A 24482-nucleotide genomic window follows, 5' to 3' on the forward strand; every position below is an offset into this window, starting at 1 on the left:
GAGGGCACGTTTCCCGGCCCGGCGTCGCATCCGACGCGGCCTGTCGTGGTCCGTGGCATCCGTCACGCCGGCGTTACCGCGGCAATCTCATCGATTGCGCCGCGGCTTCGCCTGTGTGTGCGTCGTCAGTCAGCCTGCTTGCGCAGGAAAGCCGGGATGTCGTACGTGTCGACACCCTTCTCCTGCAGCGCCTGCACGTGCGATGCCGCGGTTTCGCGCGAGTTGCGCCACACCGCCGGCGTATCGAGCGCGCCGTAGTCGGCCGTGCTGACGTGTTGCGGCTGCGCATAGCCGTGCGAGATCGCGCTGACCGGCTGGTTGTCGGTACCCGTGCGCAGCAGCGTCATCGGAGCCGATTGCTGCTTCTTCGCCGCACGGCCCAGACCCGTCGCCACGACCGTCACGCGCAGTGCATCGCCCATTGCGTCGTCGTACACCGCACCGAAGATCACCGTGGCGTCTTCCGCCGCGTAGCTCTTGATCGTGTTCATCACTTCGCGCGTTTCCGACAGGCGCAGCGAACGGCTCGACGTGATGTTGACCAGCACGCCGCGCGCGCCCGACAGATCGACGCCTTCGAGCAGCGGGCTCGCCACGGCCTGCTCCGCCGCGAGGCGTGCGCGATCGACGCCGGCGACCGTCGCCGTGCCCATCATCGCCTTGCCCTGCTCGCCCATCACCGTCTTCACGTCTTCGAAGTCGACGTTCACGAGGCCATCGACATTGATGATTTCAGCGATGCCTGCGACCGCGTTGTTCAACACGTCGTCCGCGCACTGGAAGCACTTGTCCATCTCGGCGTCATCGCCCATCACGTCGAACAGCTTGTCGTTCAGGACGACGATCAGCGAGTCGACGTGATCCTCCAGTTGCTGCGAGCCTGCTTCGGCGACGCGCATGCGCTTGCCGCCTTCGAATTCGAACGGCTTGCTGACGACACCCACCGTCAGGATGCCCATCTCCTTCGCGATCTGCGCGACCACCGGCGCCGCGCCCGTGCCCGTACCGCCACCCATGCCGGCCGTGATGAACACCATGTGCGCGCCACGCAGCGCGTCGGCGATGCGCTCACGCGCCTCTTCCGCCGCCGCCTTGCCCATTTCCGGCTTCGCGCCGGCGCCGAGGCCGGTGTTGCCGAGCTGGATCACGGACGGTGCGCGCGCGCGCGACAGCGCCTGTGCGTCGGTGTTCATCACGATGAAGTCGACGCCCTGCACGCCACGGTTGATCATGTGCTGAACGGCATTGCCGCCAGCGCCGCCAACGCCGACCACCTTGATGATGGTGCCGTTGGTTTCGGTTTCCAGCATTTCGAATTCCATTGTTGCCTCCGTCAAGAGAATAAAACTACTCGGCCGTTATTCGGCAGGAGATCGGGCAACCCCCTGTCGCGCGCCAGCCGCCGGCACCGGCGCGAATTTCGATTCGGTTCGTCCCCAAGAAAACGCCGGGCCGCCCCAGGTTTTCTTGGCCCCCTCGGGGGGCAGGCTCGGCATGCCGAGCCGTGGGGGTACTCAAAAATTGCTCAGGAACCATTCCTTCATCCGCGAGAAGATCTGCCCCGCGTTGCCGGACTGCACGGCGACCTTGCGACCGCGCATGCGCTGTGCGCTGCCTTCGACGAGCAGGCCCATCGCCGTCGAGTAGCGCGGATTGCGCACCACGTCTGCGAGGCCGCCTGCGTATTCCGGCGCGCCGATGCGCACCGGTTTCAGGAAAATGTCTTCGCCGAGCTCGACCATGCCCGGCATCATCGAAGCCCCGCCGGTAATGACCACGCCGGAGCTCAGCAGTTCTTCGTAACCCGACTCGCGCACGACCTGCTGCACGAGCGAGAACAGTTCCTCGACGCGCGGCTCGATCACGGCCGCGAGCGCCTGGCGCGACAGCGTGCGCGGGCCGCGTTCGCCGAGGCCAGGCACTTCGACCATCTCGTCCGGATCGGCGAGCGCCTGCTTCGCGATCCCGTAGCCGACCTTGATGTCTTCCGCGTCCGGCGTCGGCGTGCGCAGCGCCATCGCGATGTCGCTCGTGATCTGGTCGCCGGCGATCGGAATCACCGCGGTATGGCGGATCGCGCCTTCGGCGAAGATCGCGATGTCGGTCGTGCCGCCGCCGATGTCGACCAGCACCACGCCGAGATCCTTCTCGTCTTCCGTCAGCACGGCCAGCGACGACGCGAGCGGCTGCAGGATCAGGTCGTTCACTTCCAGCCCGCAGCGGCGCACGCACTTGACGATGTTCTGCGCGGCACTGACCGCGCCCGTCACGATGTGCACCTTCACCTCGAGGCGGATGCCGCTCATCCCGATCGGCTCGCGCACGTCTTCCTGCCCGTCGATGATGAATTCCTGCGTGAGGATGTGCAGCACCTGCTGGTCGGTCGGGATGTTGATCGCCTTCGCGGTCTCGATCACGCGCGCGACGTCGGTCTGCGTGACTTCCTTGTCCTTGATCGCGACCATCCCGCTCGAGTTGAAGCTGCGGATGTGGCTGCCGGCAATCCCCGTGAACACGTTGGTGATCTTGCAATCGGCCATCAGCTCGGCTTCCTCGAGCGCGCGCTGGATCGACTGCACGGTGGCCTCGATATTGACCACCACGCCCTTCTTCAGACCCTTCGATTCGCTCTGGCCGAGGCCGATCACCTCGTAATGGCCTTCGCCCTTCAGCTCGGCGACGATAGCCACCACCTTCGACGTGCCGATGTCGAGGGAAACCAGCAGATCCTTGTAGTCTTTGCTCATAAAGTGCTCTTGCGTGTGATCTCTCGTTACTTCTTGCGCTTGTCGGTATCGGTCAGGAACCGCATGCCTGCCGCACGAATCGCGAATCCGTTCGGATAACGCAGGTCCGCATACTCGATGTCGTTGCCCCAACGCTCCGTGACGGCCGGCCACGCGGCGACGAGGCGCTGGCTCCGGTCATGCAGGGTCTCGCTGGTGCGCTCCTTGCCCAGTTCGACCTGCATGCCGTTCGACAGCTTCACCGTCCACGCGTAGCGCGCCGACAGCGTCACTTCTTCCGGCGCCGCCTTCAGCGGCGCAAACCAGTTCGTGAAGTCGCGATACCGCGTGACGACTTCCTTCGCACTACCCTCCGGGCCGTCAAACGCCGGCAGTTCCTGATCCAGTTCGCCCTGGTTCGCGGTGAACAGCTCGCCGTCGACGCTCACGAGCTGCGCGCTGCCCCAGGTCCCGAGCGGTTTGTACTCCTCGAGCGTGACAGCCAGCGCATTCGGCCACACCCGGCGCACGCTCGCGTGGCGCACCCACGGCATCTGCTCGAACGCGGCACGCGCCGTATCGAGATCGACCGTGAAGAAATTGCCCTTCAGCCGGCCGACCACGCCCGCACGCACCGTCGGCGTATTGATGTGCTCGGTGTCGCCGTCGATCCGGATTTCGCGCAGCGCGAACGTCGGACGCTGGATCAGCCAGTAGCAGCCGGCCGCCGCCAACACGAGCAGCAACAGCGCGTACAGCGCGCTGGCGGCAAGGTTGAGTTGGCGAACGTTGTTCCACATACGTCGTTCCGTTCCTGCGTCAGTCGTTGAGCGTAAGCGACAGCACCTTCACGACCAGCTCCGAATAGCTGATGCCGATCGACCGCGCTGCCTTCGGCGGCAGCGAGTGGTCGGTCATCCCGGGGGCCGTGTTCACTTCCAGGAAATACGCGTTGCCGGCGGCATCGAGCATGAAGTCAGCCCGCCCCCAGTCGGTGCAGCCGAGCACGTCGAACGCGCGGCGCGCGATGCGCTTCAGTTCCGCTTCCTGTTCCGCCGGCAGCCCGCACGGAATCAGGTACTGCGTATCGTCGGCGACATACTTCGCGTGGTAGTCGTAGAACTCGCCGGCCGGCACGATCTTGATCAGCGGCAAGTCGAGATCGCCGGCGATGCACGCGGTGTACTCGCCGCCGCCTTCGATGCTCTTCTCGACGATCACGATCTTGTCGTGCGCCGCGGCTTCCGACAGTGCGGCGGGCAACGCGTCGGCCGTCTTCACCTTCAGCACCGCGACGCTCGAGCCTTCGCTCGCCGGCTTCACGAACAGCGGCAGGCCGAGCTTCGCGACGATGTCCGCCGCGCGGGCCGCGTAGTCGTCGCCGCGCATCACCGTCTCGAACGGCGGCGTCGGCACGCCCGTCTGCTGCCACACGAGCTTCGTGCGGAACTTGTCGAGGCCGAGCGCCGAGCCGAGCACGCCGCTGCCCGTGTAGCGGATACCGTAGAAATCGAGCGCGCCCTGGATCTGGCCGTTCTCGCCGTAGCCACCATGCAGCGCGTTGAACGCGCGCACGAAGCCCTCGTCCTTCAGCGCCGACAGCGGCCGCTCGGCCGGGTCGAACGGATGCGCGTCGACGCCCGCGTCACGCAGGCCCTGCAGCACGAGACGGCCCGAGGTGAGCGACACCTCGCGCTCGGCGGATTCGCCACCGAACAACACCGCCACCTTGCCGAAACGTTTCGGATCGATCCCGCTCATGTCATGCCTTCTGTTGTGTGTGTTGCACGAGCTTCGCCGGCACGCCGCCGATCGAACCCGCGCCCATCGTGATCACCACGTCGCCGTTCTGCGCGACCCTGGCCAGTGCGTCCGGCACGTCGTCGACCGTCGCGACGAACACCGGGTCAACCTTGCCCACCGCGCGCAGCGCACGCGACAGCGCGTCGCCGTTGGCCGTCGCGATCGCCGCTTCGCCCGCGGCATAGACTTCCGTCAGCACCAGCGCGTCGACCGTCGACAGCACATTGACGAAGTCATCGAAACAGTCGCGCGTGCGCGTGTAGCGGTGCGGCTGGAACGCCAGCACGAGGCGGCGGCCCGGGAACGCGCCGCGCGCGGCCGCGATCGTCGCGGCCATCTCGACGGGGTGGTGGCCGTAGTCGTCGATCAGCGTGTAATGGCCGCCGTCCGCGCTCGGCACCTCGCCGTAGCGCTGGAAGCGTCGGCCGACGCCGTTGAATTCCTCCAGCGCCAGCTGGATCGCGTCGTCCGCCACGCCGAGATCGGTCGCGATCGCGATCGCCGCGAGCGCGTTCTGCACGTTGTGCAGGCCCGGCATGTTCAGCACCACCGCCAGCGGTGCGCGCCCTTCGCGAATCACCGTGAAATGCATGCGGCCGTCGCGCGCATCGATGTCTTCCGCGCGCACCTGCGCGTCCGGCGACAGCCCGTAGCGCACGACCGGCTTCGAGATGAACGGGATAATCTGCCGCACGTTCGGATCGTCGACGCACACCACTGCGCTGCCGTAGAACGGCAGGCGCTGCGTGAATTCGATGAACGCCTGCTTGAGCCGCGCGAAATCGTGGCCGTAGGTGTCCATGTGATCGGCGTCGATGTTCGTGATGACTTCGATCACCGGATACAGGTTCAGGAACGACGCGTCCGACTCGTCAGCCTCGGCGACGATGAAGTCGCCCGTGCCGAGCCGCGCGTTCGCGCCGGCGCTGATCAGCCGGCCGCCGATCACGAAAGTCGGGTCCAGCCCGCCCGCCGCGAGTACGCTCGCGACGAGGCTCGTCGTCGTGGTCTTGCCGTGCGTGCCGGCGATCGCGATCCCCTGCTTCAGGCGCATGAGTTCCGCGAGCATCACCGCGCGCTGCACGATCGGCACGCCCTGGTGGCGCGCGGCCAGCACTTCGGGGTTGTCCGAGCGCACGGCCGTCGACACGACGACCGCGTTCGCGCCCTCGATGTTCGCCGCGTCGTGCCCGATCGCGATCCGCGCGCCGAGCGCCGCGAGACGGTCGGTCACCGCGTTGCGCGACAGGTCGGAGCCGCTGACCTCGTAGCCGAGGTTGACGAGCACTTCGGCGATGCCGCTCATGCCCGCGCCGCCGATCCCGACGAAATGAATGTGTTTGACGATGTGTTTCATTGCAATTGTTCCAGGTTCGCGCCGGCCACCTTCGCGCAGACGCGCGCGACTTCGTCGGTGGCCTCGGGCTTCGCCAGCGAGCGCGAACGCTCCGCCATGTCCGCGAGCGACGCCCGCGACTGGCCGCGCAGCCAGTCGGCAAGCAGTTCCGCCGACAGGTCGCGTTGTTGCACCAGCACCGCCGCGCCCGCATCGGCGAGGAACGCGGCGTTGGTCGTCTGGTGGTCGTCGACCGCGTATGGGAACGGCACGAACAGCGCCGCCACGCCCACCGCCGCGATTTCCGATACCGTCATCGCGCCGGAGCGGCAGATCACGAGATCCGCCGCCGCGTACGCGGTCGCCATGTCGTCGATGAACGGCACGAGCCGCACGTCGTCGCCGCCGGCGAATCCAGCCGCTTCGTAATTCGCCTTCAGCGCCTCGATGTGCTTCGCGCCGGCCTGGTGCACGATGCGCGGGCGCTCGCCCGGCGCCAGCAGCGCCAGCGCGCGCGGCACGACTTCGTTCAGTGCGGCGGCGCCGAGACTGCCGCCGACGACCAGCACGTTCAGCGGACCGCTGCGCGACGCATAGCGTGCTTTGGGCGTTTCCGTGCGCGCAAGTTCCGCGCGAATCGGGTTGCCGGTCCATTCCGCGTGCGGCAGTGCGCCGGGGAACGCGACGAGCACGCGTTTCGCGAATTTCGCGAGCACCTTGTTCGCGAGACCGGCGATCGAATTCTGTTCGTGCAGCACGAGCGGGCGGCCCGACAGCGCGGTCATCACGCCCGCCGGGAACGTGATGTAGCCGCCCATCCCGAGCACGACGTCCGGCCGCACGCGGCGCAGCGCGCCGAGACTCTGCCAGCATGCGCGCAGCAGGTTGAACGGCAGCGTCAGCTTGGTCTTCAGGCCCTTGCCGCGTAGTCCGCCGAAGCGCACGTATTCCATCGGAATGCCGTGCTTCGGCACGAGCGTCGCTTCCATCCCGGCCGGATTGCCGAGCCATACGACGCGCCAGCCCGCCGCTTCCATCCGGTGCGCGACGGCGAGCCCCGGGAACACGTGGCCCCCGGTGCCGCCTGCCATCACCATCAGCGTGCGTCGCGACGCGGTCATACCTTCCCTCCCCGCATCAGTACGCGATTTTCATAGTCGACCCGCAACAGCACCGCAAGCGCGACACAATTCAGCAGGATGCCCGAGCCGCCGTAGCTCACGAGCGGCAGCGTCAGGCCCTTGGTCGGCAGCAGGCCGAGGTTTACGCCCATGTTGATGAACGTCTGAGCGCCGAACCAGATGCCGATGCCCTTCGCCATCAGGCCCGCGAACGTGCGGTCGAGCGCGAGCGCCTGACGGCCGATCTCGAACGCGCGGCGCACGATCCAGTAGAACAGCAGGATCACGACCAGCACGCCAACGAAGCCGAGTTCCTCGCCGATCACCGCGAGGATGAAGTCGGTATGCGCTTCGGGCAGGTAGTTCAGCTTCTCGACGCTGCCGCCGAGGCCGACGCCGAACCACTCGCCGCGGCCGAATGCGATCAGCGAGTGCGTGAGCTGGTATGCCTTGCCCTGCGCATAGCGCTCGTCCCACGGATCGAGGTAGGCGAAGATCCGCTCGCGACGCCACGGCGACAGCCATACGAGCATCGTGAAGGTGCCGACCGCCGTCGCCACCAGGCCGCCGAACAGCTTGCCGTTCACGCCGCCGAGAAACAGCACGCCCATCGCGATCGCGGCGACCACCATGAACGCGCCCATGTCCGGCTCGAGCAGCAGCAGCGCGCCGACGAGACCGACCGCGAACGCCATCGGCAGGAAGCCCTTCGCGAAGCTCTGCATGTACTCCTGCTTGCGCACCGTGTAGTTCGCCGCGTAGATCGTCACCGCGAGCTTCATGATTTCCGATGGCTGCATGTTCGTGATGCCGAGCGGAATCCAGCGGCGCGCACCGTTCACACCCTTGCCTACGTGCGGGATCAGCACGATCACGAGGCCGACCAGTGCGATCAGGAAGAGATGCGGCGCGTATTTGTCCCAGGTCGACACGGGCACGCGGAACGCGATCACCGCCGCGATGAACGCGACGACGAGCGACACGCAGTGGCGCATCAGGAACGCGTAGTCGTGATACGACGCGTATTTCGGCGAATCGGGCATCGCGATCGACGCCGAATACACCATCACGACGCCGAGCCCGAGCAGCGCGATCGCGACCCACAGCAGCGAGTAGTCGAAGTCGAGCATGCGCGAGCGGCTCGGCCGAACGCCGTTCACGACGCTCGCGAGGCCGCCGGTCGCGGCGCGCGTGGCCGACGCGACGCGGCCGCCGGCGGCATTGCCGCCGGCGTCGCGCCGGTCGTTGAAACGGGACACGAGGCGATCGGACCAGCTCATGGCGTCGCTCCTTTGTCGATGGCGATTTCATCCACCGCCGCGCGGAACACGTCCGCGCGATGGGCGTAGTTCCTGAACATGTCGAGGCTCGCGCACGCGGGCGACAGCAGCACCGCATCGCCCGGCTCGGCGAGATCGGCGGCGGCACGCACCGCGCCTTCGAGCGTCGCGTGGTCGGCGAGCGGCACACCGGTTTCGGCGAGCGTGTCGCGAATCGCCGGCGCGTCGCGGCCGATCAGCATCACGGCACGGCACCAGCGCGCGACCGGCGCAACCAGCGGCGCGAAATCCTGGCCCTTGCCGTCGCCACCGGCGATCAGCACGATCTTCTGCGCGAGCCCGTCGAGCGCGGCCACCGTCGCGCCGACGTTCGTTCCCTTGCTGTCGTCGACGTAGTCCACGTCGTCGATCGTCGCGATCACTTCGACGCGATGCGCCTCGCCGCGGTACTCGCGCAGCGCGTGCAGCAGCGGCGCGGCCGGCAGGTCGATCGCGCGTGCAAGCGCGAACGCGGCCAGCGCGTTCGCCGCGTTGTGCAGCCCGCGGATGCGCAGCGCGTCAGCCGGCATCAGGCGCTTCTGCGCGATGTCGGGCGTATGCGCGGCGTCGCGCTTGCGGCGACGGCTCGTCGTCTCGTCCGGCGCGTCGCGGTCGACCGCTTCGACCAGCCACGCAATGCCGTTGTCGCGCGACAGGCCGTAGTCGCCGTCCTGCGTCGGTTCGTTCAGGCCGAACGTGACCGTGCGCGCCGCATCGGCCGCGCCGGGGGCCGGTGCGAACTTCATCACGGCCGCATCGTCGCGATTGAGCACGCGCGTGGTCGTCGCGCCGAAGATCCGGCCCTTCGCGGCCGCATAGGCGTCGAAGCTGCCGTGCCAGTCGAGGTGATCCTGCGTGATGTTGAGGATCGCGGCCGCATCCGGCGCGAACGTGCGGGCCGTCTCGAGCTGGAAGCTCGACAGTTCCAGCACCCAGACGTCGGGCAGCGCCGTATCGTCGATCGCACCCGCGAGCCGGTCGAGCATCGCCGGGCTGATGTTACCGGCGACGGCGACCTTCTTGCCCGAACGCTGGCACAGCAGGCCCGTGAGGCTCGTCGTCGTGGTCTTGCCGTTGGTGCCGGTGATCGCGAGCACCTTCGGCTGATAGCCGCTCGCGCCGAGCGCGCGCAGCGCCTGCGCGAAGAATTCGAGTTCGCCCCACACCGCGATCGCGCGCTCGTTCGCGGCCGCGATCAGCGCCGCCAGTGCCGGTTCGAGCGGCGACAGGCCGGGGCTCAGCCCGACGATCTCGACGCCGCCGTCGAGCAGCGCAGGCGTGAACGGGCCGCCGACGAACTCCGCATCGATGCCTTCGGCCAGCAGCGCGGCAAGGTTCGGCGGCGCCTCGCGGGTATCGGCAATACGCAGCCGGCACCCGTGCCTCGCGCACCATCGCGCGATCGCGAGACCCGATTCCCCGAGCCCCAGTACGAGCACCATCGGCCGCTGCCGATCTCCAAACATCTCGCCAGACATCCTTGTTACCTTTCCTTTACCGCAGCTTGAGGGTGGACAGACCGAACAGGCACAGCATCAGCGTGATGATCCAGAAACGCACCACCACCTGCGTTTCCTTCCAGCCGGACAATTCGAAATGGTGATGCAGCGGTGCCATCTTCAGCAGGCGCCGCCCTTCGCCGTAACGCTTCTTCGTGTACTTGAACCACGACACCTGCAGCATCACCGACAGTGTTTCCGCGACGAAGATGCCACCCATGATGAACAGCACGATTTCCTGGCGCACGATCACCGCGACCGTGCCGAGCGCGCCGCCGAGCGCCAGCGCGCCGACGTCGCCCATGAACACCTGCGCGGGGTGCGTGTTGTACCAGAGGAACGCGAGCCCTGCCCCGCCCATCGCGGAACAGAAGATCAGCAATTCACCGGCGCCCGGGATGTGCGGGAACAGCAGATATTTCGAATAGACCGAGCTGCCCATCACGTACGCGAATACACCGAGCGACGCGCCGACCAGCACGACCGGCATGATCACGAGGCCGTCGAGGCCGTCGGTCAGGTTCACCGCGTTGCTCGCGCCGACGATCACGAAGTAGGTCAGCACGATGAAGCCCCACACGCCCAGCGGGTAGCTGATCGACTTCAGGAACGGCAGCATCAGGTCGGCGCGCGCCGGCAGCCCCATCGACAGGCCGCTCCTCACCCATGCCATGAACAGGTCGAACACGCGCACGTTGTTCGCTTCGGACACGCTGAAGGCGAGGTAGACGGCTGCGAACAGCCCGATCACCGACTGCCAGAAATACTTCTCGCGCGACGACATCCCGCGCGGGTCCTTGTGGACGACCTTGCGGTAATCGTCGACCCAGCCGATCACGCCGAAACCGAACGTGACGAGCATCACGATCCAGATGAAACGGTTCGTCAGGTCGCCCCACAGCAGCGTCGCGACCGCGATGCCGATCAGGATCAGCACGCCGCCCATCGTCGGCGTGCCGGACTTGACCAGGTGCGTCTGCGGGCCGTCCTTGCGCACGGCCTGACCAACCTTCATTTGCGTCAGCTTGCGGATCACCCACGGTCCGCACACGAGCCCGATCCCCAGCGCGGTGATGGTGGCCATCACCGCACGGAACGTGAGGTACGTGAACAAGCGCAAAAAGCTTGCGTCTCCTTGCAGCCATTGCGCCAGCGCCAGCAGCATGCTTCCTTCCTTCTACTCAGTGTGCAGCGGGCACCGTGCCCGCCGCGGGTTGTTTCGTCAGCGCGTCGACCACGCGCTCCATCTTCATGTACCGCGAGCCCTTCACGAGCACCGTCGCCTGCGCGCCGTAGCCCGCAGTGAGCAGTGCCGTCACCAGCGCGCCGACGTCATCGAAATGGCGGGCCGTGTCGCCGTACGCGGTACAAGCATCACGCGACGCGTCGCCATGTGCGAACAGCGCATCGATGCCGCGCTCGCGCGCATACGCGCCGATCTCCCGGTGAAATGCCGGGCCTTCGTCGCCCACCTCGCCCATGTCGCCGATCACCAGTACGCGCGGCTCAGGTTGCGCGGCCAGCACGTCGATCGCCGCGCGCATCGAATCGGGGTTCGCGTTGTAGGTGTCGTCGACGACCGTCGCGCCCGCGAGGCTGCCGACGACCGCTCGCCGGACCTGCAAGCGGCCCTTGACCGGCTCGAACGATTCGAGCCCCTGCTTGATCGCGGCCAGCTCGATACCGGCCGCGAGTGCCGCGGCCGTTGCCGCCAATGCGTTGCGTGCGTTGTGCTCGCCGAGCGCGCGCAGCCGCACCGTCACCGGGCCGGACGGCGTGTCGATCGCAAGCTCGCCGCCGTGCAAACGGCCCGTGACCTGCGCTTCGACCTGTCGTTCGGCGTCGTGCAGCGCGAAATCGAGAATCCGGTTGCCGGTCGCCGCGACACGCCAGATACCGGCGTACGCATCGTCGGCCGGAAACACCGCGACGCCGTCCGGCGTCAGCGCGTGGATCACGGCCGCGTGTTCGAGCGCGACCGCCTCGACCGTCGCCATGAATTCCTGGTGTTCGCGCTGCGCATTGTTGACGAGCGCAACGGTCGGCGCCGCGAGGCGCGCGAGAACTTCGGTCTCGCCCGGGTGATTCATCCCGAGCTCGATCACCGCGACGCGATGTGCGCCCGACAGGCGCAGCAGCGTCAGCGGCACGCCGATGTCGTTGTTCAGGTTGCCGGCCGTCGCCAGCCGCGCGTCGGCGCCGACTGCAGCCGCAAAGATCGACGCGATCATTTCCTTGACGGTCGTCTTGCCGTTGCTGCCCGTCACCGCGACGAGCGGCACCGCGAAGCGCTTGCGCCAGCCATGCGCGAGTGCGCCGAGCGCGGCACGCGTTTCACCGCCCTCGATGACCGGCATCGCGAGGCTCGCCGGCGCGTGCGCGACGAGCGCCGCGGCTGCGCCGCGCGCGGCCACGTCGCCGAGGAAGTCGTGCGCGTCGAAGCGCTCGCCCTTCAACGCGACGAACAGGTCGCCCGGACCGACCGTGCGGCTGTCCGTCGACACGCGCTCGAACGTGGTATCCGAATCGCCGCGGACGGTGGCGCCGGGAATCAGGCGCGCGGCTTCGCCGAGACTGAGCATCGTCATTCGCCGCCTCCCTTGCCGTGCGTCGCGCGTGCCGCAAGCGCGAGCCGCGCGTGATCCTGATCGGAGAACGTGCGCTTCTTGCCCATGATTTCCTGCGTCGCCTCGTGCCCCTTGCCGGCCAGCACGACGACATCCTCGCGGGCCGCGCCGCGCACGGCCTGCAGGATCGCGCTCGCGCGATCCTCGATGCGGCGAGCGCGATCGGGCGCGGTCATCCCCGCGATGACCTGATCGATGATGCGCTGCGGATCCTCGCTGCGCGGATTGTCGCTCGTGACGACGACTTCGTCGGCGAGCCGCTCGGCGATCGCGCCCATCAGCGGGCGCTTCGTCGCATCCCGATCGCCGCCGCAGCCGAACATGCAGACGAGCCGCCCACCGCGCGCCGCCGCGATCGGGCGCAACGCGTCGAGCGTCTTGTCGAGCGCATCGGGCGTATGCGCGTAGTCGATCACGACCAGCGGTTCGTCGTTCTGCAGCCGGCCGCCAAGGCGCTGCATGCGCCCGTTGACGGACTCGAGCCGCGCAATCTCCGCGACGGCCGCGTCGAACGGCACGTCGGCCGCAAGCAGCGAGCCGAGCACCGCGAGCAGGTTGCTGACGTTGAACGTGCCGAGCGTGCCGACCTCGACGTCTGCATCGCCCCACGACGAGTGCAGACGGAAGGCCGTGCCCGTCGTGGTCGCGCGCACGTCGAGCGCGACCAGTTCGCGATCGGCGTCGGCCGCCTCCGCGTCGCCGATCCCGTATGCGATCGTGCGCACGCGGCCGGCCAGCTTGTCGAGCAGGCGGCGGCCGGCTTCGTCGTCGCGATTGATGACCGCTGCGCGCAGACCGCGCCACGCGAACAGCTTCGACTTCGCGGCTTCGTACGCGTCGAACGTGACGTGATAGTCGAGGTGATCCTGCGTGAGGTTCGTGAAGACGGCGATGTCGAATGCCGTGCCGTTCACGCGCCCCTGATGCAATGCGTGCGACGAGACTTCCATCGCGACGGCTTTCGCGCCCGCGTCGTGCAGTTGCGCGAGGCTCCGCTGCAGCTGCGGCGCGTCCGGCGTCGTGAAGCCGGTCGGCACCAGTTGCCCCGGCATGCCGCTGCCGAGCGTGCCGATCAGCGCGCACGGCTGGTGCAGCGCCGTCAGCGCGGCCGCGATCCATTGGGTGCAGGACGTCTTGCCGTTGGTGCCGGTCACGCCGATGGCGAGCAGGCTGTCGCTCGGGTCGCCGTACCAGCCGCTGGCGATCTCGCCGGCCAGCTGGTCGAGCGCCGGCACCGCGAGTGCGACGGGTACGGCCGGTGCGGCTTCGAGACCTTCCGGCTGATACAGCACGGCGGCCGCGCCGCGCGCGACGGCATCGGAAATGAAGGCGCGATTGTCCGCCCCGTCGACCGCATAGCCTAGGAACACGTCGCCAGCCTGCAGGCTGCGCGTGTCGGCATGCAGTTGCGCCGCGGGGGCCACATGCTGGCGCAGCCACGCAAGCGCGGCCGCGATCTGCTGATGCGCCGGATGGGAACTGCGAGCGGCGCTCATCGAACAACTCCTGGTGAATTACGTGTCGTGCTGGATACGATCATATGCTTCGCACCGCCGCCCGCGGCGAGCTTTTGCGGGCCCGTCGCGGCGGGCGCGCCGGGCGCGTCGTCGGACACGACGAGCTGCTTGATCGGCATGTTCGGCGGCACGTTCAGCGCGCGCATCGTATCGCCCGCGATCGCCGAGAATACGGGGCCGGACACCTGGCCGCCGAAGTGGCTGCCGGCGGTCGGTTCGTCGACCGACACGGCGACGACGATGCGCGGGTTCGGCATCGGCGCCATGCCGACGAACGACGCGCGGTACTTGCGCGTGTAGCCGTGGCCTTCGTGCTTGTAAGCGGTACCGCTCTTGCCGCCGACGCGATAACCCGGCACGGCCGCATCGGGCGACGTGCCGCCCGGCGCCACCACCGTTTCGAGCATCGCACGCACCTCGCGCGCGGTGGTCGGGTTGAACACCTGCGTACCCACGACCGGCTGGTTGGGGTCGGTCTTGAAAATGGTCACGGGCATCAGCTCGCCGTCATGCGCGATCGCCGTGTATGCGCGCGCGAGCTGGAACAGCGACACCGACAGGCCGTAGCCGTACGACATCGTCGCCTGCTCGATGCGACGCCAGCTCTTCCACGGACGCAGGCGGCCAGCCACCGCGCCCGGGAACCCGACCTTCGGCGCCTGGCCGAGGCCGATGCTCGTATACATATTCCACATTTCCTCGGGCCGCATCGTCATCGCGATCTTCGTCGCGCCGATGTTGCTCGACTTCTGGATCACGCCGCCGACCGTCAGCGTGCCGAAACCCGCGTCGTCGGTGATCGGTGCGCCGTCGAGCACGAAATGCCCGTTGCCCGTCTCGACGAGCGTGTTCGGCGTCACGCGGTGCAGGTCGAGCGCGAGCGACACCGTAAACGGCTTCATGATCGACCCCGGCTCGAACACGTCGGTCATGATCCGGTTGCGCAACTGCTCGCCTGTCATGCGCGAGCGGTCGTTCGGGTTGTACGTCGGGTAGTTGACGAGCGCCAGCACCTCGCCGGTGCGCACGTCGACGACCATCGCAGCGCCGGCCTTCGCCTTGAACTTCTCGACGGCGGCCTTCAGGTTCGCATACGCGATGTACTGGATCTTGCTGTCGATCGACAGGTCGACGTCCGTCCCGTTGTGCGGCGGAATCTGTTCGGCGACGTCCTCGACGATGTGCCCCATCCGGTCCTTGATCACGCGGCGCACGCCGGACGTGCCGGACAGCATCTTCTGGTCGCCGAGTTCGACACCCTCCTGCCCTTCGTCCTCGACGTTCGTGAAGCCGATCAGGTGAGCGGTAATCTCGCCTTCCGGATAGAAGCGCTTGTATTCGTTGCGCTGATAGATACCGGGAATGTCGAGCGCGGCGACCTTGTCCGCGACGTCGATCGGCACCTGGCGCTTTACGTAGACGAAACCCTTGTCTTGCGACAGCTTCACGCGCAGTTCCTTCGGCGTCATGCCGAGGAGCTTGCCGAGCTGGTTGACCTTGCCGGCGTCGAGATCGTCCGGCACGGCGTCCGGAATCGCCCAGATCGCGCGCACGGGCAGGCTCGTCGCGAGCACGAGCCCGTTACGGTCGAGGATCTTGCCGCGCGTTGCCGGCAGCTCGATCGTGCGCTGGTAGCGGCTCTCGCCCTGCTTCTGGTAGAACGCGTTGCCGGGCCCCTGGATCCAGAACGCCCGCGCAGCGAGCGCGACGAACGCCATGAACAGCAGGAACACGACGAGTTTCGAGCGCCACATCGGCAGGTGCACGCCGAGCACGGGGCTCGACGAGAACTTCACGTCCTGGCGCTTTTGCGACGGTTTCATCGCGCGCCTCCGTTGCCCTTGCTGGCCGCATCGCCCGACGCGGGAATCGGCGCGTCGATCGCCTTCGCGGCGCCCGGCGGCAGCGTCAGGTACTGGGTGCGGCCCGTCGTGATCGGCTGCATCTTCAGCGAATCGTTCGCGAGCTGCTCGATGCGGGACGTCTTGGACAGCGCGCTCTGCTGATATTGAAGCTGCGCGTAGTCCTGCTGGAGCTGACGCTCCTGCGACTGCGCGCGCTGCAGCTGGATGAAGATCTGGCGCTGCTGGTTCGTCGAGTTGACGACCGACAGCGCGCAGCCCATCACGATGATCAGCAGGAAGATGTTGAAGCGGCTCATGGCGTGACGCGCTCCGCGATGCGCATCACGGCCGACCGGGCGCGCGGATTCGCGGCGACTTCCGCCTCGCTCGGGAATTGACGACTGATGATCTTGAGCGGCGGGCTCGGGAGGTCGACGGCACGGATCGGCAGGCGACGATCGACGGCAGGCGCACTCGCGTGCGCCTGCATGAATCGCTTGACGATCCGGTCCTCGAGTGAATGAAAGCTGATGACCACCAGCCGCCCCCCTTGCTCCAGCAAAGACAATGCCGCGTCTAGTACGACTTGCAGGTCCGCAAGCTCTTGATTGACGTGAATCCGTATAGCCTGAAAGGTGCGGGTTGCCGGATCCTTGCCCTTCTCACGGGTTTTGACGACGTTACCCACGATTTGGGCAAGCTCGCCCGTGGTGTCGAGAGGCCCAAGACGGTCGGACTCTGCCCGGCGAGCAACAAGCGCCTTTGCAATCTGAAAAGCAAACCGTTCTTCCCCATAATCCCGTATCACCTCCGTCAATTCCTGCACCGAAGCGCGCGCGAGCCATTCGGCCGCCGACTCGCCGCGCGTCGGATCCATTCGCATGTCCAGCGGGCCATCCGCGCGAAAGCTGAAGCCGCGCGCCGGATCGTCCACCTGCGGCGAGGACACGCCCAGGTCCAGCAACACACCCGACACCTTCTCGACACCGCGCGCCGCAAGCGCGTCGCGCATCGATGCAAAGCTGTCATGCACGATCGAGAAGCGCCCATCCTCGATGCGCTGCGCCGTCTCGATCGCCCTCGGATCCTTGTCGAACGCGATCAGCCGGCCGGCCGGCGCCAGCCGCGCGAGCACCGCGCGGCTATGACCGCCGCGCCCGAACGTGCCGTCGACATAAATGCCGTCCGGCCGCGTCACGAGCGAGTCGACCGCTTCGTCCAACAGTACGGTCCGATGCTGCAATTCGTTTCCCATCGCGGGCGTCTCCGTCACCGCAATCAGAACGTGAAGTTCTTCAGCGCGTCGGGCATGCCCTGCGCCATCGCTGCCTGCTCCTTCGCGATGTAGGTCTGCGAATCCCACAGCTCGAAGTGACTACCCATTCCCAACAACATGACTTCCTTTTCCAGTCCGGCCGCCATCCGCAGCTCGGGCGATACGAGAATCCGGCCTGCGCTGTCGAGATCGACATCCATCGCATTGCCGAGAAAAATTCGCCGCCACCAATGAGCGTCCATCGGCAGCGCGGCGATCTTGGCGCGGAACACTTCCCATTCGGGGCGCGGAAACAGCAACAGGCAGCCGTCCGGGTGCTTGGTCACAGTCACCCGTCCTTCTGCCTGTCCTTGCAGCGCTTCGCGATAGCGAGCCGGCACCGACATCCGCCCTTTCGCATCGAGCGTCAGCGCCGACGCCCCTTGGAACACTTTCCGCTCTCCCGTTCAGGGCACCGAAGCACCCGCTCAATGCTCAAGAATTTAGCCGGAATAGCCCGCCAAATCACACAAAAATACACTTTCTCACACTGTCTCCCACTTTAGTGGAAGGGTTTAGCACGGTCAAGGGAGCGGCCCGGTTTTTTGACGAATTTTGTTAGTTAGAACAAGGACTTACGCGCGCATGCTCATGCGGCCCTTCATGCTAAAAATCGTTATAAATGAATGAGCTAGTGCAACTTGTGAAGGTGATACGTGAGAAAGGCGGGCCAGACTGGCGTGCGGACGGGGCTTTCGGGGGCGGGAAAACGCGGAAAAAACGGGCGGTATCGGGAACGGCGGACCAGGGCGACGTCACACGCCGCCCCGGCCCGAATGTCAGAGATAGTATGCAGTGCTCGTCATGACTTTCGATGCGGCGCGCATCAGCATCCGCGCGGGCAGCGGCAGCTCGATCCCGCCGGCATCGGTCGCGGCCTTGCCGTGCTTCACCTCGTCGAGCCGCATCTGCTCGACGATCGCACGCGACGCCGTGTCGGTCGCCGGCAGCTCGGACAGGTGCCCGTCGAGATGGCTCTCGACCTGGCGCTCCGTCTCCGCCATGAAGCCGAGGCTGACCTTGTCGCCCAGCGTTCCGGCGACGACGCCGATCGCGAGCGCGCCAGCGTACCACAGCGGGTTGAGCAGGCTCGGACGCGAATCGAGCTCCTTCAGCCGATGCGCGGTCCACGCGAGATGATCTTCCTCCTCGCGCGCGGCTTCCTCGAACATCGCCTTCGACGACGACGAGCGCGCGGTCAGCTTCTGCGCCTGATAAAGCGCCTGCGCGCAGACCTCGCCGACGTGGTTCACGCGCATCAGCCCGGCGGCATGCGTACGCTCCGCGGGCGTCAGTTCGCCGGCCGGCGGCTCCGCCGGCGCAGGCACCGGGCGGCTCATCCGGCTAATGCCGGTCAGCGATCGCAGGCCGCGATCGAATTCGCTGATCAGTTCATCCAACACCATCCTGTTCTCCTGGCTGCGTGTGCTGCCGCGGGCGGCAAAGGCACGTGCTCCGCTGCGTAACCGACTTGATTATTCAGCGGAAATTGCGGTTAACCCGTGATTTTAACCATTGTTGCATAAAGGAAACATGGCAGCCTTGCGCCAAGGCATTTCGCTTTGTCGGAAAAATCGGCTTTGCTACATTACGTGCGACTTCTTGCGAAGTTGATGGGGCCCGTCAACACAACATAACTATCCGCCCCGCCAAAAAAATTCAGTGATTCTTGGAGATCCGTTAATGAAAAAGTCGCTTCTCGCGCTCGTCGCGCTGGGCGCGTTTGCTGGCGCAGCTCATGCGCAAAGCAGCGTGACGCTCTACGGCATCATCGATGAAGGCTTCATCTTCAACAACAACGCCAAGGGCGGCCACCTGTACGGTCTGGCAAGCGGCGTGATGCAAGGCAGCCGCTTCGGCCTGCGCGGCACCGAAGATCTGGGCAGCGGCCTGAAGGCGATCTTCGTGCTCGAAAACGGTTTTGACGTCAACTCCGGCAAGCTGGGCCAGGGCGGTCTGATGTTCGGCCGCCAGGCTTACGTCGGCCTGTCGAGCCAGTACGGTACGGTCACGCTGGGTCGCCAGTACGACTCCGTCGTCGACTTCGTCGGCCCGCTCGAGGCAGGCGACCAGTGGGGCGGCTACATCGCTGCTCACCCGGGCGACCTCGACAACTTCAACAACGCATACCGTGTGAACAACGCGGTCAAGTACACGAGCCCGACCTACGGCGGCTTCTCGTTCGGCGGCCTGTACAGCTTCGGCGGTCAAGCCGGCCAGTTCTCGAAGAACCAGGTCTGGTCGCTTGGCGCGGGTTACAACAACGGCCCGCTGGTGTTGGGTGTCGGCTACTTGAACGCACGCACGCCGGCGAACTTCGGCGGCATGTTCAACACCGGCGCGTCGGCTGCGGCGACGGCCGTGTCGTCGCCGGTCTACGGCGCATATGCGAACAGCGCGAACACGTACCAGGTCATCGGTGCGGGCGGTGCGTACACGTTCGGCGCAGCGACGATCGGCGCGACGTACTCGAACACGAAGTTCAAGGGCTTCTCGGTCGGTCCGTTCGTGAACCAGACCGCGACGTTCAACAACGGCGAAATCAACTTCAAGTATCAGCTGACCCCGGCGCTGATCGTCGGCGCGGCGTACGACTACACGCAAGGCAGCAAGATCGACGGCAACTCGGCAGCCAAGTACCACCAAGGCTCGCTGGGCGTCGACTACTTCCTGTCCAAGCGCACGGACGTCTACGTGATCGGTGTGTACCAGCATGCGTCGGGCAACACGCTCGATTCGGCAGGCAACGTCGTTCAGGCACATGCGTCGATCAACGGTCTCGACCCGTCGAGCACCAGCAACCAGGTCGCAGCGCGCGTCGGCATCCGTCACAAGTTCTAATCAGCTTGCCTGACAAGCCGCAGCATATTGAAGGCGCCTTCGGGCGCCTTTTTCTTTTGCGGCTGCGAAGCGGTGAGCGGCGAACAGGGCGATCGCCGGACGGCCCATTCACGGCGGCGAACCGGCCCATACGGCTCATCGACGGGAATGCCACCGCTGCCGGCGGGCAGCATGCGTCGTGGTATCGCGCGATGCGAGTCGCGAATCGCGGATCGCAGCCGCCGCCGGCGATCCGGTCGAGCCGCTCCGTCAGCCACGGCGCATCCCGGTAGAACGCGTGCCGTTCCTGCGACCGTCGAACCACGGCGCGGCAACCTCGGTGCCGACACCACGAATAAAAAAGCCCGGCTTTGGCCGGGCTCGTTCGTTCGACTTCGGTGTTACGCGCGTCCGTCGCGCAGTTCGCGCCGCAGGATCTTGCCGACATTCGTCTTCGGCAGTTCCGTGCGGAACTCGACGAGTTTCGGCCGCTTGTAGCCAGTGAGCCGCTCCTTGCAGTACGCGAGGATGTCCTTGTCGGTAAGCGCCGGGTCCTTCTTCACGACGAACAGCTTCACGGCTTCGCCCGAGTGCTCGTCCGGCACGCCGACCGCCGCCACCTCGAACACGCCCGGGTGCGACGCCACCACGTCCTCGACCTCGTTCGGATACACGTTAAAACCCGATACCAGGATCATGTCCTTCTTCCGGTCGACGATCTTCACGTAACCGCGTGCGTCCATCACGCCGACGTCGCCGGTCTTGAAGAAACCGTCCGGGAACATGACCTTCGCGGTTTCGTCCGGACGGTTCCAGTAGCCGGCCATGACCTGCGGCCCGCGGATGCAGATCTCGCCCGGCTCGCCGAGCGCGACGTCGTTGCCTGCGTCATCGCGGATGGCCACTTCTGTCGACGGCAGCGGCAGGCCGATCGTCCCGCTATATTCGGTCGCGGTTACCGGGTTGCAGGTCGCGACCGGCGAGGTCTCCGACAGGCCGTAGCCCTCGACGATCGCCGTATGGGTCTTCTCATACCAGCGCTTCGCGACGCCTTCCTGGATCGCCATGCCGCCGCCGTTGGCGATCACGAGCTTCGACAGGTCAAGCTGGTTGAATTCGGGATGGTTCAGCAGCGCGTTGTACAACGTGTTGACGGCCGGAATCGTCGAGATCTGGTAACCCTTCAACTCCTTGATCATCCCGCCGATGTCGCGCGGATTCGGGATCAGGATGCCCATGCCGCCCGTGCGCATCGTCAGAAAGCCGCAGACCGTCAGCGCGAACACGTGATAGAGCGGCAGCGCGACGACCGTCACGAACTGCTTCACCTCGGGGTACTTCTCGTGCGCGGGATGGTGCCATGCGCCAGCCTGCAGCACGTTCGACACGATGTTCCGGTGCAACAGCGTCGCCCCCTTCGCGACTCCGGTCGTACCGCCCGTGTACTGGAGGAACGCGACGTCGTCGGGGCCGAGCTTCTGCGGCTTGAAGGTTTGCCGCGCACCTTCCGACAGCGCGGCCTTGAAGCGCGTGTACGACGGAAGCTGCCAGGCCGGCACCATCTTCTTCACGTTGCGCACGACGTAATTGACGAGCCAGCCCTTGATGCCCAGCAGATCGCCCATCGACGCGACCACCACATGCTTGACCGCGGTGTTGGCGATGACGGCCTGCAGCGTCGACGCGAAATTCTCGAGGATAACGATCGCCTCCGCCCCGCTGTCCTTCAGCTGATGTTCGAGCTCGCGCGGCGTATAGAGCGGGTTGACGTTGACGACGGTGAAGCCCGCGCGGAGCACCGCGACGATCGCTACCGGGTACTGCAGTACGTTCGGCATCATGAGCGCAACGCGCGCGCCGCGCTGCAGGCCGCGCGACTGCAGCCACGCGCCGAACTGGCGCGACAGCGCATCGAGTTCGCCGTACGTGATGCTCTTGCCCATGCAGACGAACGCCTTGCGGTCACGATACTGTTTGAAGCTTTCGTCGAGGAGATCCGGGATGGAAGGATACGGGGACGCGTCAATTTCGGCTGGAACGCCGGGTGGGTACGATTTCAGCCAAATTTTGTTCATACTGCGCGTCTCCTCACAGATTTTCGAATGGTCGTGCTAAAACGCATCGTAGCGGCTCGTCCTTGCCGAGACAACCGGGTTAGATGCCCACTTCGAACTTTCGAATATATTTGTCTGATCATATCAAGAAGTTCGGTCAAATCCGCTCAACTTCCACCAGACAATCATAAAACGTCGCCGAGTTGCCGAGATCGGTCAGCGCCTGGCTCGTCACCTCGTTCGCGTTCCGTCCATCCGCCGACAATTTCTTCCACCAGATCGACAGTCCGACGACGAGCCCTGCCCGCGCCCGATCGGTCACTCTCGCGACCGCCTGCATCGATCCGCGGTCGTTGAAGATGCGCACGATGTCGCCCTCCCCGATGCCGCGCGCGTCGGCGTCGGCCGGGTGTATATCGAGGTGCGGCTGGCCTTCCGTACTGCGCAGGCTGTCCACGTTCACGAACGTGCTGTTCAGGAAGTGGCGGGCCGGCGGGGAAATCATCGCCAGTGGATAACGAGCGGCGAGTTCAGGGGCGGCCTCCGCCGATTCGAACGGCGGCAGATAATCGGGCACCGGGTCCATGCCCATCTGCTCGAGTCGCGCACTGTAGAACTCGCATTTGCCGGACGGTGTGCGGAAGCCGCCATTCGCGAAAGGCGCGTCCGCCACCTTGAGCTTCAGCCAGCCGGCCCGCTTCAACGTCTCCCAATCGCTGTCGAGCGTCGGATCGTCCCAACGGAGCGCCATCTGCGCGACCTCTTCGTCGCTGTGATAAAGCGCGGGCTCGTCGAGCCCCATGCTGCGTGCGATGCCGCGAAAGATTTCCGTGTTCGGCCGTGCGTCGCCGACTGGCGGAATCGCCGGTAGATTCGCCATCACATAGGTGTGGCCGTATGACTTGTGGACGTCGAGATGCTCGAGTTGCGTCGTGGCAGGCAACACAATGTCGGCGAAATCGACCGTATCTGTCTTGAAGTGCTCGAGAACGACCGTGAACAGATCTTCGCGCGCGAACCCGGCGGCGACTTTCGACGAGTCGGGCGCGACCGCGACCGGATTCGAATTGTAGACAATCACCGCTTCGACCTTCGGCCCGAAGGTGGCGTCACCCGGATGCAGCAGTGCATCGCCGATCGCATTCATGTTGATGATGCGCGGCAGTTTGTGTGGCCAGCCTGGCATCAGATCCGGACGCAGCAGCGCCGACTGATTGACCGGAGCGAATTCCGACGACGACAGCAGCAGCCCGCCGGCCCGGTCGCGCCACGCGCCTGTCAGCGCAGGCAAACTCGCAATCGCACGCACGGCATTGCCGCCACCGCGCACACGCTGCATGCCGTAATTGAGGCGAATCGACGCCTTGCGGGTCGCGCCGTAACGACGTGCGAGTTCGATCAGTTCCGACACTTCGATGCCGCAGATCTGGGCGACACGCTCCGGCGGATAGGACAGGGCTCGCGCCTTGAGCGCATCGAAGCCGAGCGTATGACGCGCGATGTAGTCGTGATCGAGCAGGTCTTCGGTAATCAGCACATGCATCATGCCGAGCGCGAACGCGCCGTCGGTGCCCGGCTTCAGCGCGAAGTGCTGATGGCATTTCTCCGCCGTCAGCGAACGGTAGGGATCGATTGCGACCAGACGGGCGCCTCGACGCTTGGCTTCCTGCGCTCGGGTCCAGAAATGCAGGCTGGATGCGATCGGGTTGGCGCCCCAGATCAGGATCAGCTCGCTTTCCTCGAAATGCTCGAGATGCATACCGATGCTTCCGCCATACGTATAGCGCAGGCCTGCTGCACCGGCCGCGGCGCAGATGGTCCGCTCAAGCCGGGACGCACCGAGTTTATGGAAGAACCGCTGCGCAATGCCTTCGCCCTGCACGAGTCCCATCGTTCCCGCGTAGCTGTACGGCATAATCGCCTCCGGCGCACGCGCAGCTATTTCCCCGAGACGACGACCGATCTCGTCAAGTGCTTCACTCCAGCTGATCGGCACGAAGCGCCCTTCCCCCTTCGCGCCGATGCGCTTGAGGGGCACGGTGAGCCGGTCGGGATGATGGACGCGGTCGGCATATCGGCTGACTTTCGTACACAACACGCCCTGCGTGGGCGGATGGTCGGGATCACCCGTGACCTTGATCGCACGGCCGTTTTCGACGGTCACGCGCATCGCGCAAGTGTCCGGACAATCGTGCGGGCAAACGGCCCGAGCTATCTGAGTGGCGACGTTCATCATTCTGGATGCGACTGGGGTGGAGGTTCGCAAATTTTACGAGGATGGACCGACTAAGACCTCATTTCGCACGAATTTCCCGCCTGTTCAGCGAAAAGACTGGAATAACGGATGAAAAATGTCGACGCTGGACCGGCTCCGAACTGCCGATGCGACGATACGGACGCGGGGGCGGGTGTGAAAAGTACCTTTGACCTGCCCCCGGTTTTAGTCCGAACTGCAGTTAGAGTCCGAGGTTAAAAACTGCTGCTTTGCATCGTGCGCCCGA

General features: G+C 65.9%; 19 protein-coding genes. 1 reads left to right on the forward strand and 18 read right to left on the reverse strand.

Going from position 1 to position 24482, the window contains the following annotated elements; translation table 11 throughout:
• Positions 1-125 precede the first annotated feature (125 nt).
• The 16 genes from ftsZ to coq7 all read right to left on the reverse strand — a co-directional run bounded on the left by ftsZ (position 126) and on the right by coq7 (position 18513).
• A complete protein-coding gene (gene ftsZ, locus DIE08_RS23545) occupies positions 126-1322 on the reverse strand; it encodes a cell division protein FtsZ (protein ID WP_059608169.1) in 1197 nt (398 codons plus the stop codon).
• 192 nt (positions 1323-1514) lie between these two features.
• On the reverse strand, positions 1515-2747 hold the full coding sequence (gene ftsA / locus DIE08_RS23555; RefSeq protein ID WP_006752447.1) for a cell division protein FtsA: 1233 nt from the start codon (positions 2745-2747) through the stop codon (positions 1515-1517).
• Positions 2748-2773: 26 nt separating this feature from the next.
• The gene (locus DIE08_RS23560) at positions 2774-3526 is read right to left on the reverse strand and encodes a cell division protein FtsQ/DivIB (protein WP_057926855.1); all 753 of its coding nucleotides are present in this window, start codon (positions 3524-3526) and stop codon (positions 2774-2776) included.
• 19 nt (positions 3527-3545) lie between these two features.
• Positions 3546-4487: a D-alanine--D-alanine ligase gene (locus DIE08_RS23565; protein WP_059608168.1), complete on the reverse strand. Its 942-nt coding sequence runs from the start codon at positions 4485-4487 to the stop codon at positions 3546-3548.
• 1 nt (position 4488) lies between these two features.
• Positions 4489-5886, reverse strand: coding sequence for a UDP-N-acetylmuramate--L-alanine ligase (gene murC / locus DIE08_RS23570; RefSeq protein WP_059608167.1), 1398 nt, complete (start codon positions 5884-5886; stop codon positions 4489-4491).
• On the reverse strand, positions 5883-6986 hold the full coding sequence (gene murG, locus DIE08_RS23575; protein WP_059608166.1) for an undecaprenyldiphospho-muramoylpentapeptide beta-N-acetylglucosaminyltransferase: 1104 nt from the start codon (positions 6984-6986) through the stop codon (positions 5883-5885). The genes murC and murG overlap by 4 nt, the downstream gene beginning before the upstream one ends.
• On the reverse strand, positions 6983-8266 hold the full coding sequence (gene ftsW / locus DIE08_RS23580; RefSeq protein WP_059528582.1) for a putative lipid II flippase FtsW: 1284 nt from the start codon (positions 8264-8266) through the stop codon (positions 6983-6985). The genes murG and ftsW overlap by 4 nt, the downstream gene beginning before the upstream one ends.
• Positions 8263-9771 (reverse strand): UDP-N-acetylmuramoyl-L-alanine--D-glutamate ligase, encoded by a 1509-nt coding sequence (murD, locus tag DIE08_RS23585; RefSeq protein ID WP_124903822.1) that lies wholly within the window; start codon positions 9769-9771, stop codon positions 8263-8265. Before murD ends, ftsW begins: the two co-directional genes overlap by 4 nt.
• A 28-nt stretch (positions 9772-9799) precedes the next feature.
• Entirely contained in the window at positions 9800-10969 is a 1170-nt protein-coding gene (gene mraY / locus DIE08_RS23590) for a phospho-N-acetylmuramoyl-pentapeptide-transferase (protein WP_059681765.1), read from the reverse strand.
• Positions 10970-10985: 16 nt separating this feature from the next.
• Entirely contained in the window at positions 10986-12392 is a 1407-nt protein-coding gene (murF, locus tag DIE08_RS23595) for a UDP-N-acetylmuramoyl-tripeptide--D-alanyl-D-alanine ligase (RefSeq protein ID WP_124903824.1), read from the reverse strand.
• A complete protein-coding gene (locus tag DIE08_RS23600) occupies positions 12389-13927 on the reverse strand; it encodes a UDP-N-acetylmuramoyl-L-alanyl-D-glutamate--2,6-diaminopimelate ligase (RefSeq protein ID WP_124903826.1) in 1539 nt (512 codons plus the stop codon). The genes murF and DIE08_RS23600 overlap by 4 nt, the downstream gene beginning before the upstream one ends.
• Positions 13924-15771: a penicillin-binding protein 2 gene (locus DIE08_RS23605; protein WP_124624691.1), complete on the reverse strand. Its 1848-nt coding sequence runs from the start codon at positions 15769-15771 to the stop codon at positions 13924-13926. Before DIE08_RS23605 ends, DIE08_RS23600 begins: the two co-directional genes overlap by 4 nt.
• Positions 15768-16109: a cell division protein FtsL gene (gene ftsL, locus DIE08_RS23610; protein ID WP_124903828.1), complete on the reverse strand. Its 342-nt coding sequence runs from the start codon at positions 16107-16109 to the stop codon at positions 15768-15770. The genes DIE08_RS23605 and ftsL overlap by 4 nt, the downstream gene beginning before the upstream one ends.
• Complete coding sequence (gene rsmH, locus DIE08_RS23615) at positions 16106-17047, reverse strand: 16S rRNA (cytosine(1402)-N(4))-methyltransferase RsmH (protein ID WP_059608159.1); 942 nt, start codon at positions 17045-17047, stop codon at positions 16106-16108. Before rsmH ends, ftsL begins: the two co-directional genes overlap by 4 nt.
• A 23-nt stretch (positions 17048-17070) precedes the next feature.
• Positions 17071-17499: a division/cell wall cluster transcriptional repressor MraZ gene (gene mraZ, locus DIE08_RS23620; RefSeq protein WP_006400450.1), complete on the reverse strand. Its 429-nt coding sequence runs from the start codon at positions 17497-17499 to the stop codon at positions 17071-17073.
• A 387-nt stretch (positions 17500-17886) separates the two neighbouring features.
• Positions 17887-18513 carry a 2-polyprenyl-3-methyl-6-methoxy-1,4-benzoquinone monooxygenase gene (coq7, locus tag DIE08_RS23625; protein WP_059608158.1) on the reverse strand — a complete coding sequence of 209 codons (627 nt, stop codon included), beginning with the start codon at positions 18511-18513 and terminating at the stop codon, positions 17887-17889.
• A gap of 277 nt (positions 18514-18790) precedes the next feature.
• On the opposite strand from coq7, the gene DIE08_RS23630 reads away from it, so the two are divergent.
• Complete coding sequence (locus DIE08_RS23630; RefSeq protein ID WP_124624679.1) at positions 18791-19948, forward strand: porin; 1158 nt, start codon at positions 18791-18793, stop codon at positions 19946-19948.
• A 380-nt stretch (positions 19949-20328) separates the two neighbouring features.
• Here the strand turns inward: DIE08_RS23630 and DIE08_RS23635 are convergent, their stop codons facing one another.
• The gene (locus tag DIE08_RS23635) at positions 20329-22002 is read right to left on the reverse strand and encodes a long-chain fatty acid--CoA ligase (protein WP_124903830.1); all 1674 of its coding nucleotides are present in this window, start codon (positions 22000-22002) and stop codon (positions 20329-20331) included.
• Positions 22003-22138: 136 nt separating this feature from the next.
• Positions 22139-24214 (reverse strand): molybdopterin-dependent oxidoreductase, encoded by a 2076-nt coding sequence (locus DIE08_RS23640; RefSeq protein WP_124903836.1) that lies wholly within the window; start codon positions 24212-24214, stop codon positions 22139-22141.
• Positions 24215-24482: the final 268 nt, after the last annotated feature.

Source organism: Burkholderia sp. Bp9004, assembly GCF_003858025.1.
Classification (GTDB): Bacteria; Pseudomonadota; Gammaproteobacteria; order Burkholderiales; family Burkholderiaceae; genus Burkholderia; species Burkholderia diffusa.

What these genes read in the sequence shown, in the direction of transcription:
- ftsZ (WP_059608169.1), bottom strand. Translation starts at nt 1,322, where the DNA reads ATGGAATTCGAAATGCTGGAAACCGAAACCAACGGCACCATCATCAAG.
- ftsA (WP_006752447.1), bottom strand. Translation starts at nt 2,747, where the DNA reads ATGAGCAAAGACTACAAGGATCTGCTGGTTTCCCTCGACATCGGCACG.
- DIE08_RS23560 (WP_057926855.1), bottom strand. Translation starts at nt 3,526, where the DNA reads ATGTGGAACAACGTTCGCCAACTCAACCTTGCCGCCAGCGCGCTGTAC.
- DIE08_RS23565 (WP_059608168.1), bottom strand. Translation starts at nt 4,487, where the DNA reads ATGAGCGGGATCGATCCGAAACGTTTCGGCAAGGTGGCGGTGTTGTTC.
- murC (WP_059608167.1), bottom strand. Translation starts at nt 5,886, where the DNA reads ATGAAACACATCGTCAAACACATTCATTTCGTCGGGATCGGCGGCGCG.
- murG (WP_059608166.1), bottom strand. Translation starts at nt 6,986, where the DNA reads ATGACCGCGTCGCGACGCACGCTGATGGTGATGGCAGGCGGCACCGGG.
- ftsW (WP_059528582.1), bottom strand. Translation starts at nt 8,266, where the DNA reads ATGAGCTGGTCCGATCGCCTCGTGTCCCGTTTCAACGACCGGCGCGAC.
- murD (WP_124903822.1), bottom strand. Translation starts at nt 9,771, where the DNA reads ATGTTTGGAGATCGGCAGCGGCCGATGGTGCTCGTACTGGGGCTCGGG.
- mraY (WP_059681765.1), bottom strand. Translation starts at nt 10,969, where the DNA reads ATGCTGCTGGCGCTGGCGCAATGGCTGCAAGGAGACGCAAGCTTTTTG.
- murF (WP_124903824.1), bottom strand. Translation starts at nt 12,392, where the DNA reads ATGACGATGCTCAGTCTCGGCGAAGCCGCGCGCCTGATTCCCGGCGCC.
- DIE08_RS23600 (WP_124903826.1), bottom strand. Translation starts at nt 13,927, where the DNA reads ATGAGCGCCGCTCGCAGTTCCCATCCGGCGCATCAGCAGATCGCGGCC.
- DIE08_RS23605 (WP_124624691.1), bottom strand. Translation starts at nt 15,771, where the DNA reads ATGAAACCGTCGCAAAAGCGCCAGGACGTGAAGTTCTCGTCGAGCCCC.
- ftsL (WP_124903828.1), bottom strand. Translation starts at nt 16,109, where the DNA reads ATGAGCCGCTTCAACATCTTCCTGCTGATCATCGTGATGGGCTGCGCG.
- rsmH (WP_059608159.1), bottom strand. Translation starts at nt 17,047, where the DNA reads ATGGGAAACGAATTGCAGCATCGGACCGTACTGTTGGACGAAGCGGTC.
- coq7 (WP_059608158.1), bottom strand. Translation starts at nt 18,513, where the DNA reads ATGGTGTTGGATGAACTGATCAGCGAATTCGATCGCGGCCTGCGATCG.
- DIE08_RS23630 (WP_124624679.1), top strand. Translation starts at nt 18,791, where the DNA reads ATGAAAAAGTCGCTTCTCGCGCTCGTCGCGCTGGGCGCGTTTGCTGGC.
- DIE08_RS23635 (WP_124903830.1), bottom strand. Translation starts at nt 22,002, where the DNA reads ATGAACAAAATTTGGCTGAAATCGTACCCACCCGGCGTTCCAGCCGAA.
- DIE08_RS23640 (WP_124903836.1), bottom strand. Translation starts at nt 24,214, where the DNA reads ATGAACGTCGCCACTCAGATAGCTCGGGCCGTTTGCCCGCACGATTGT.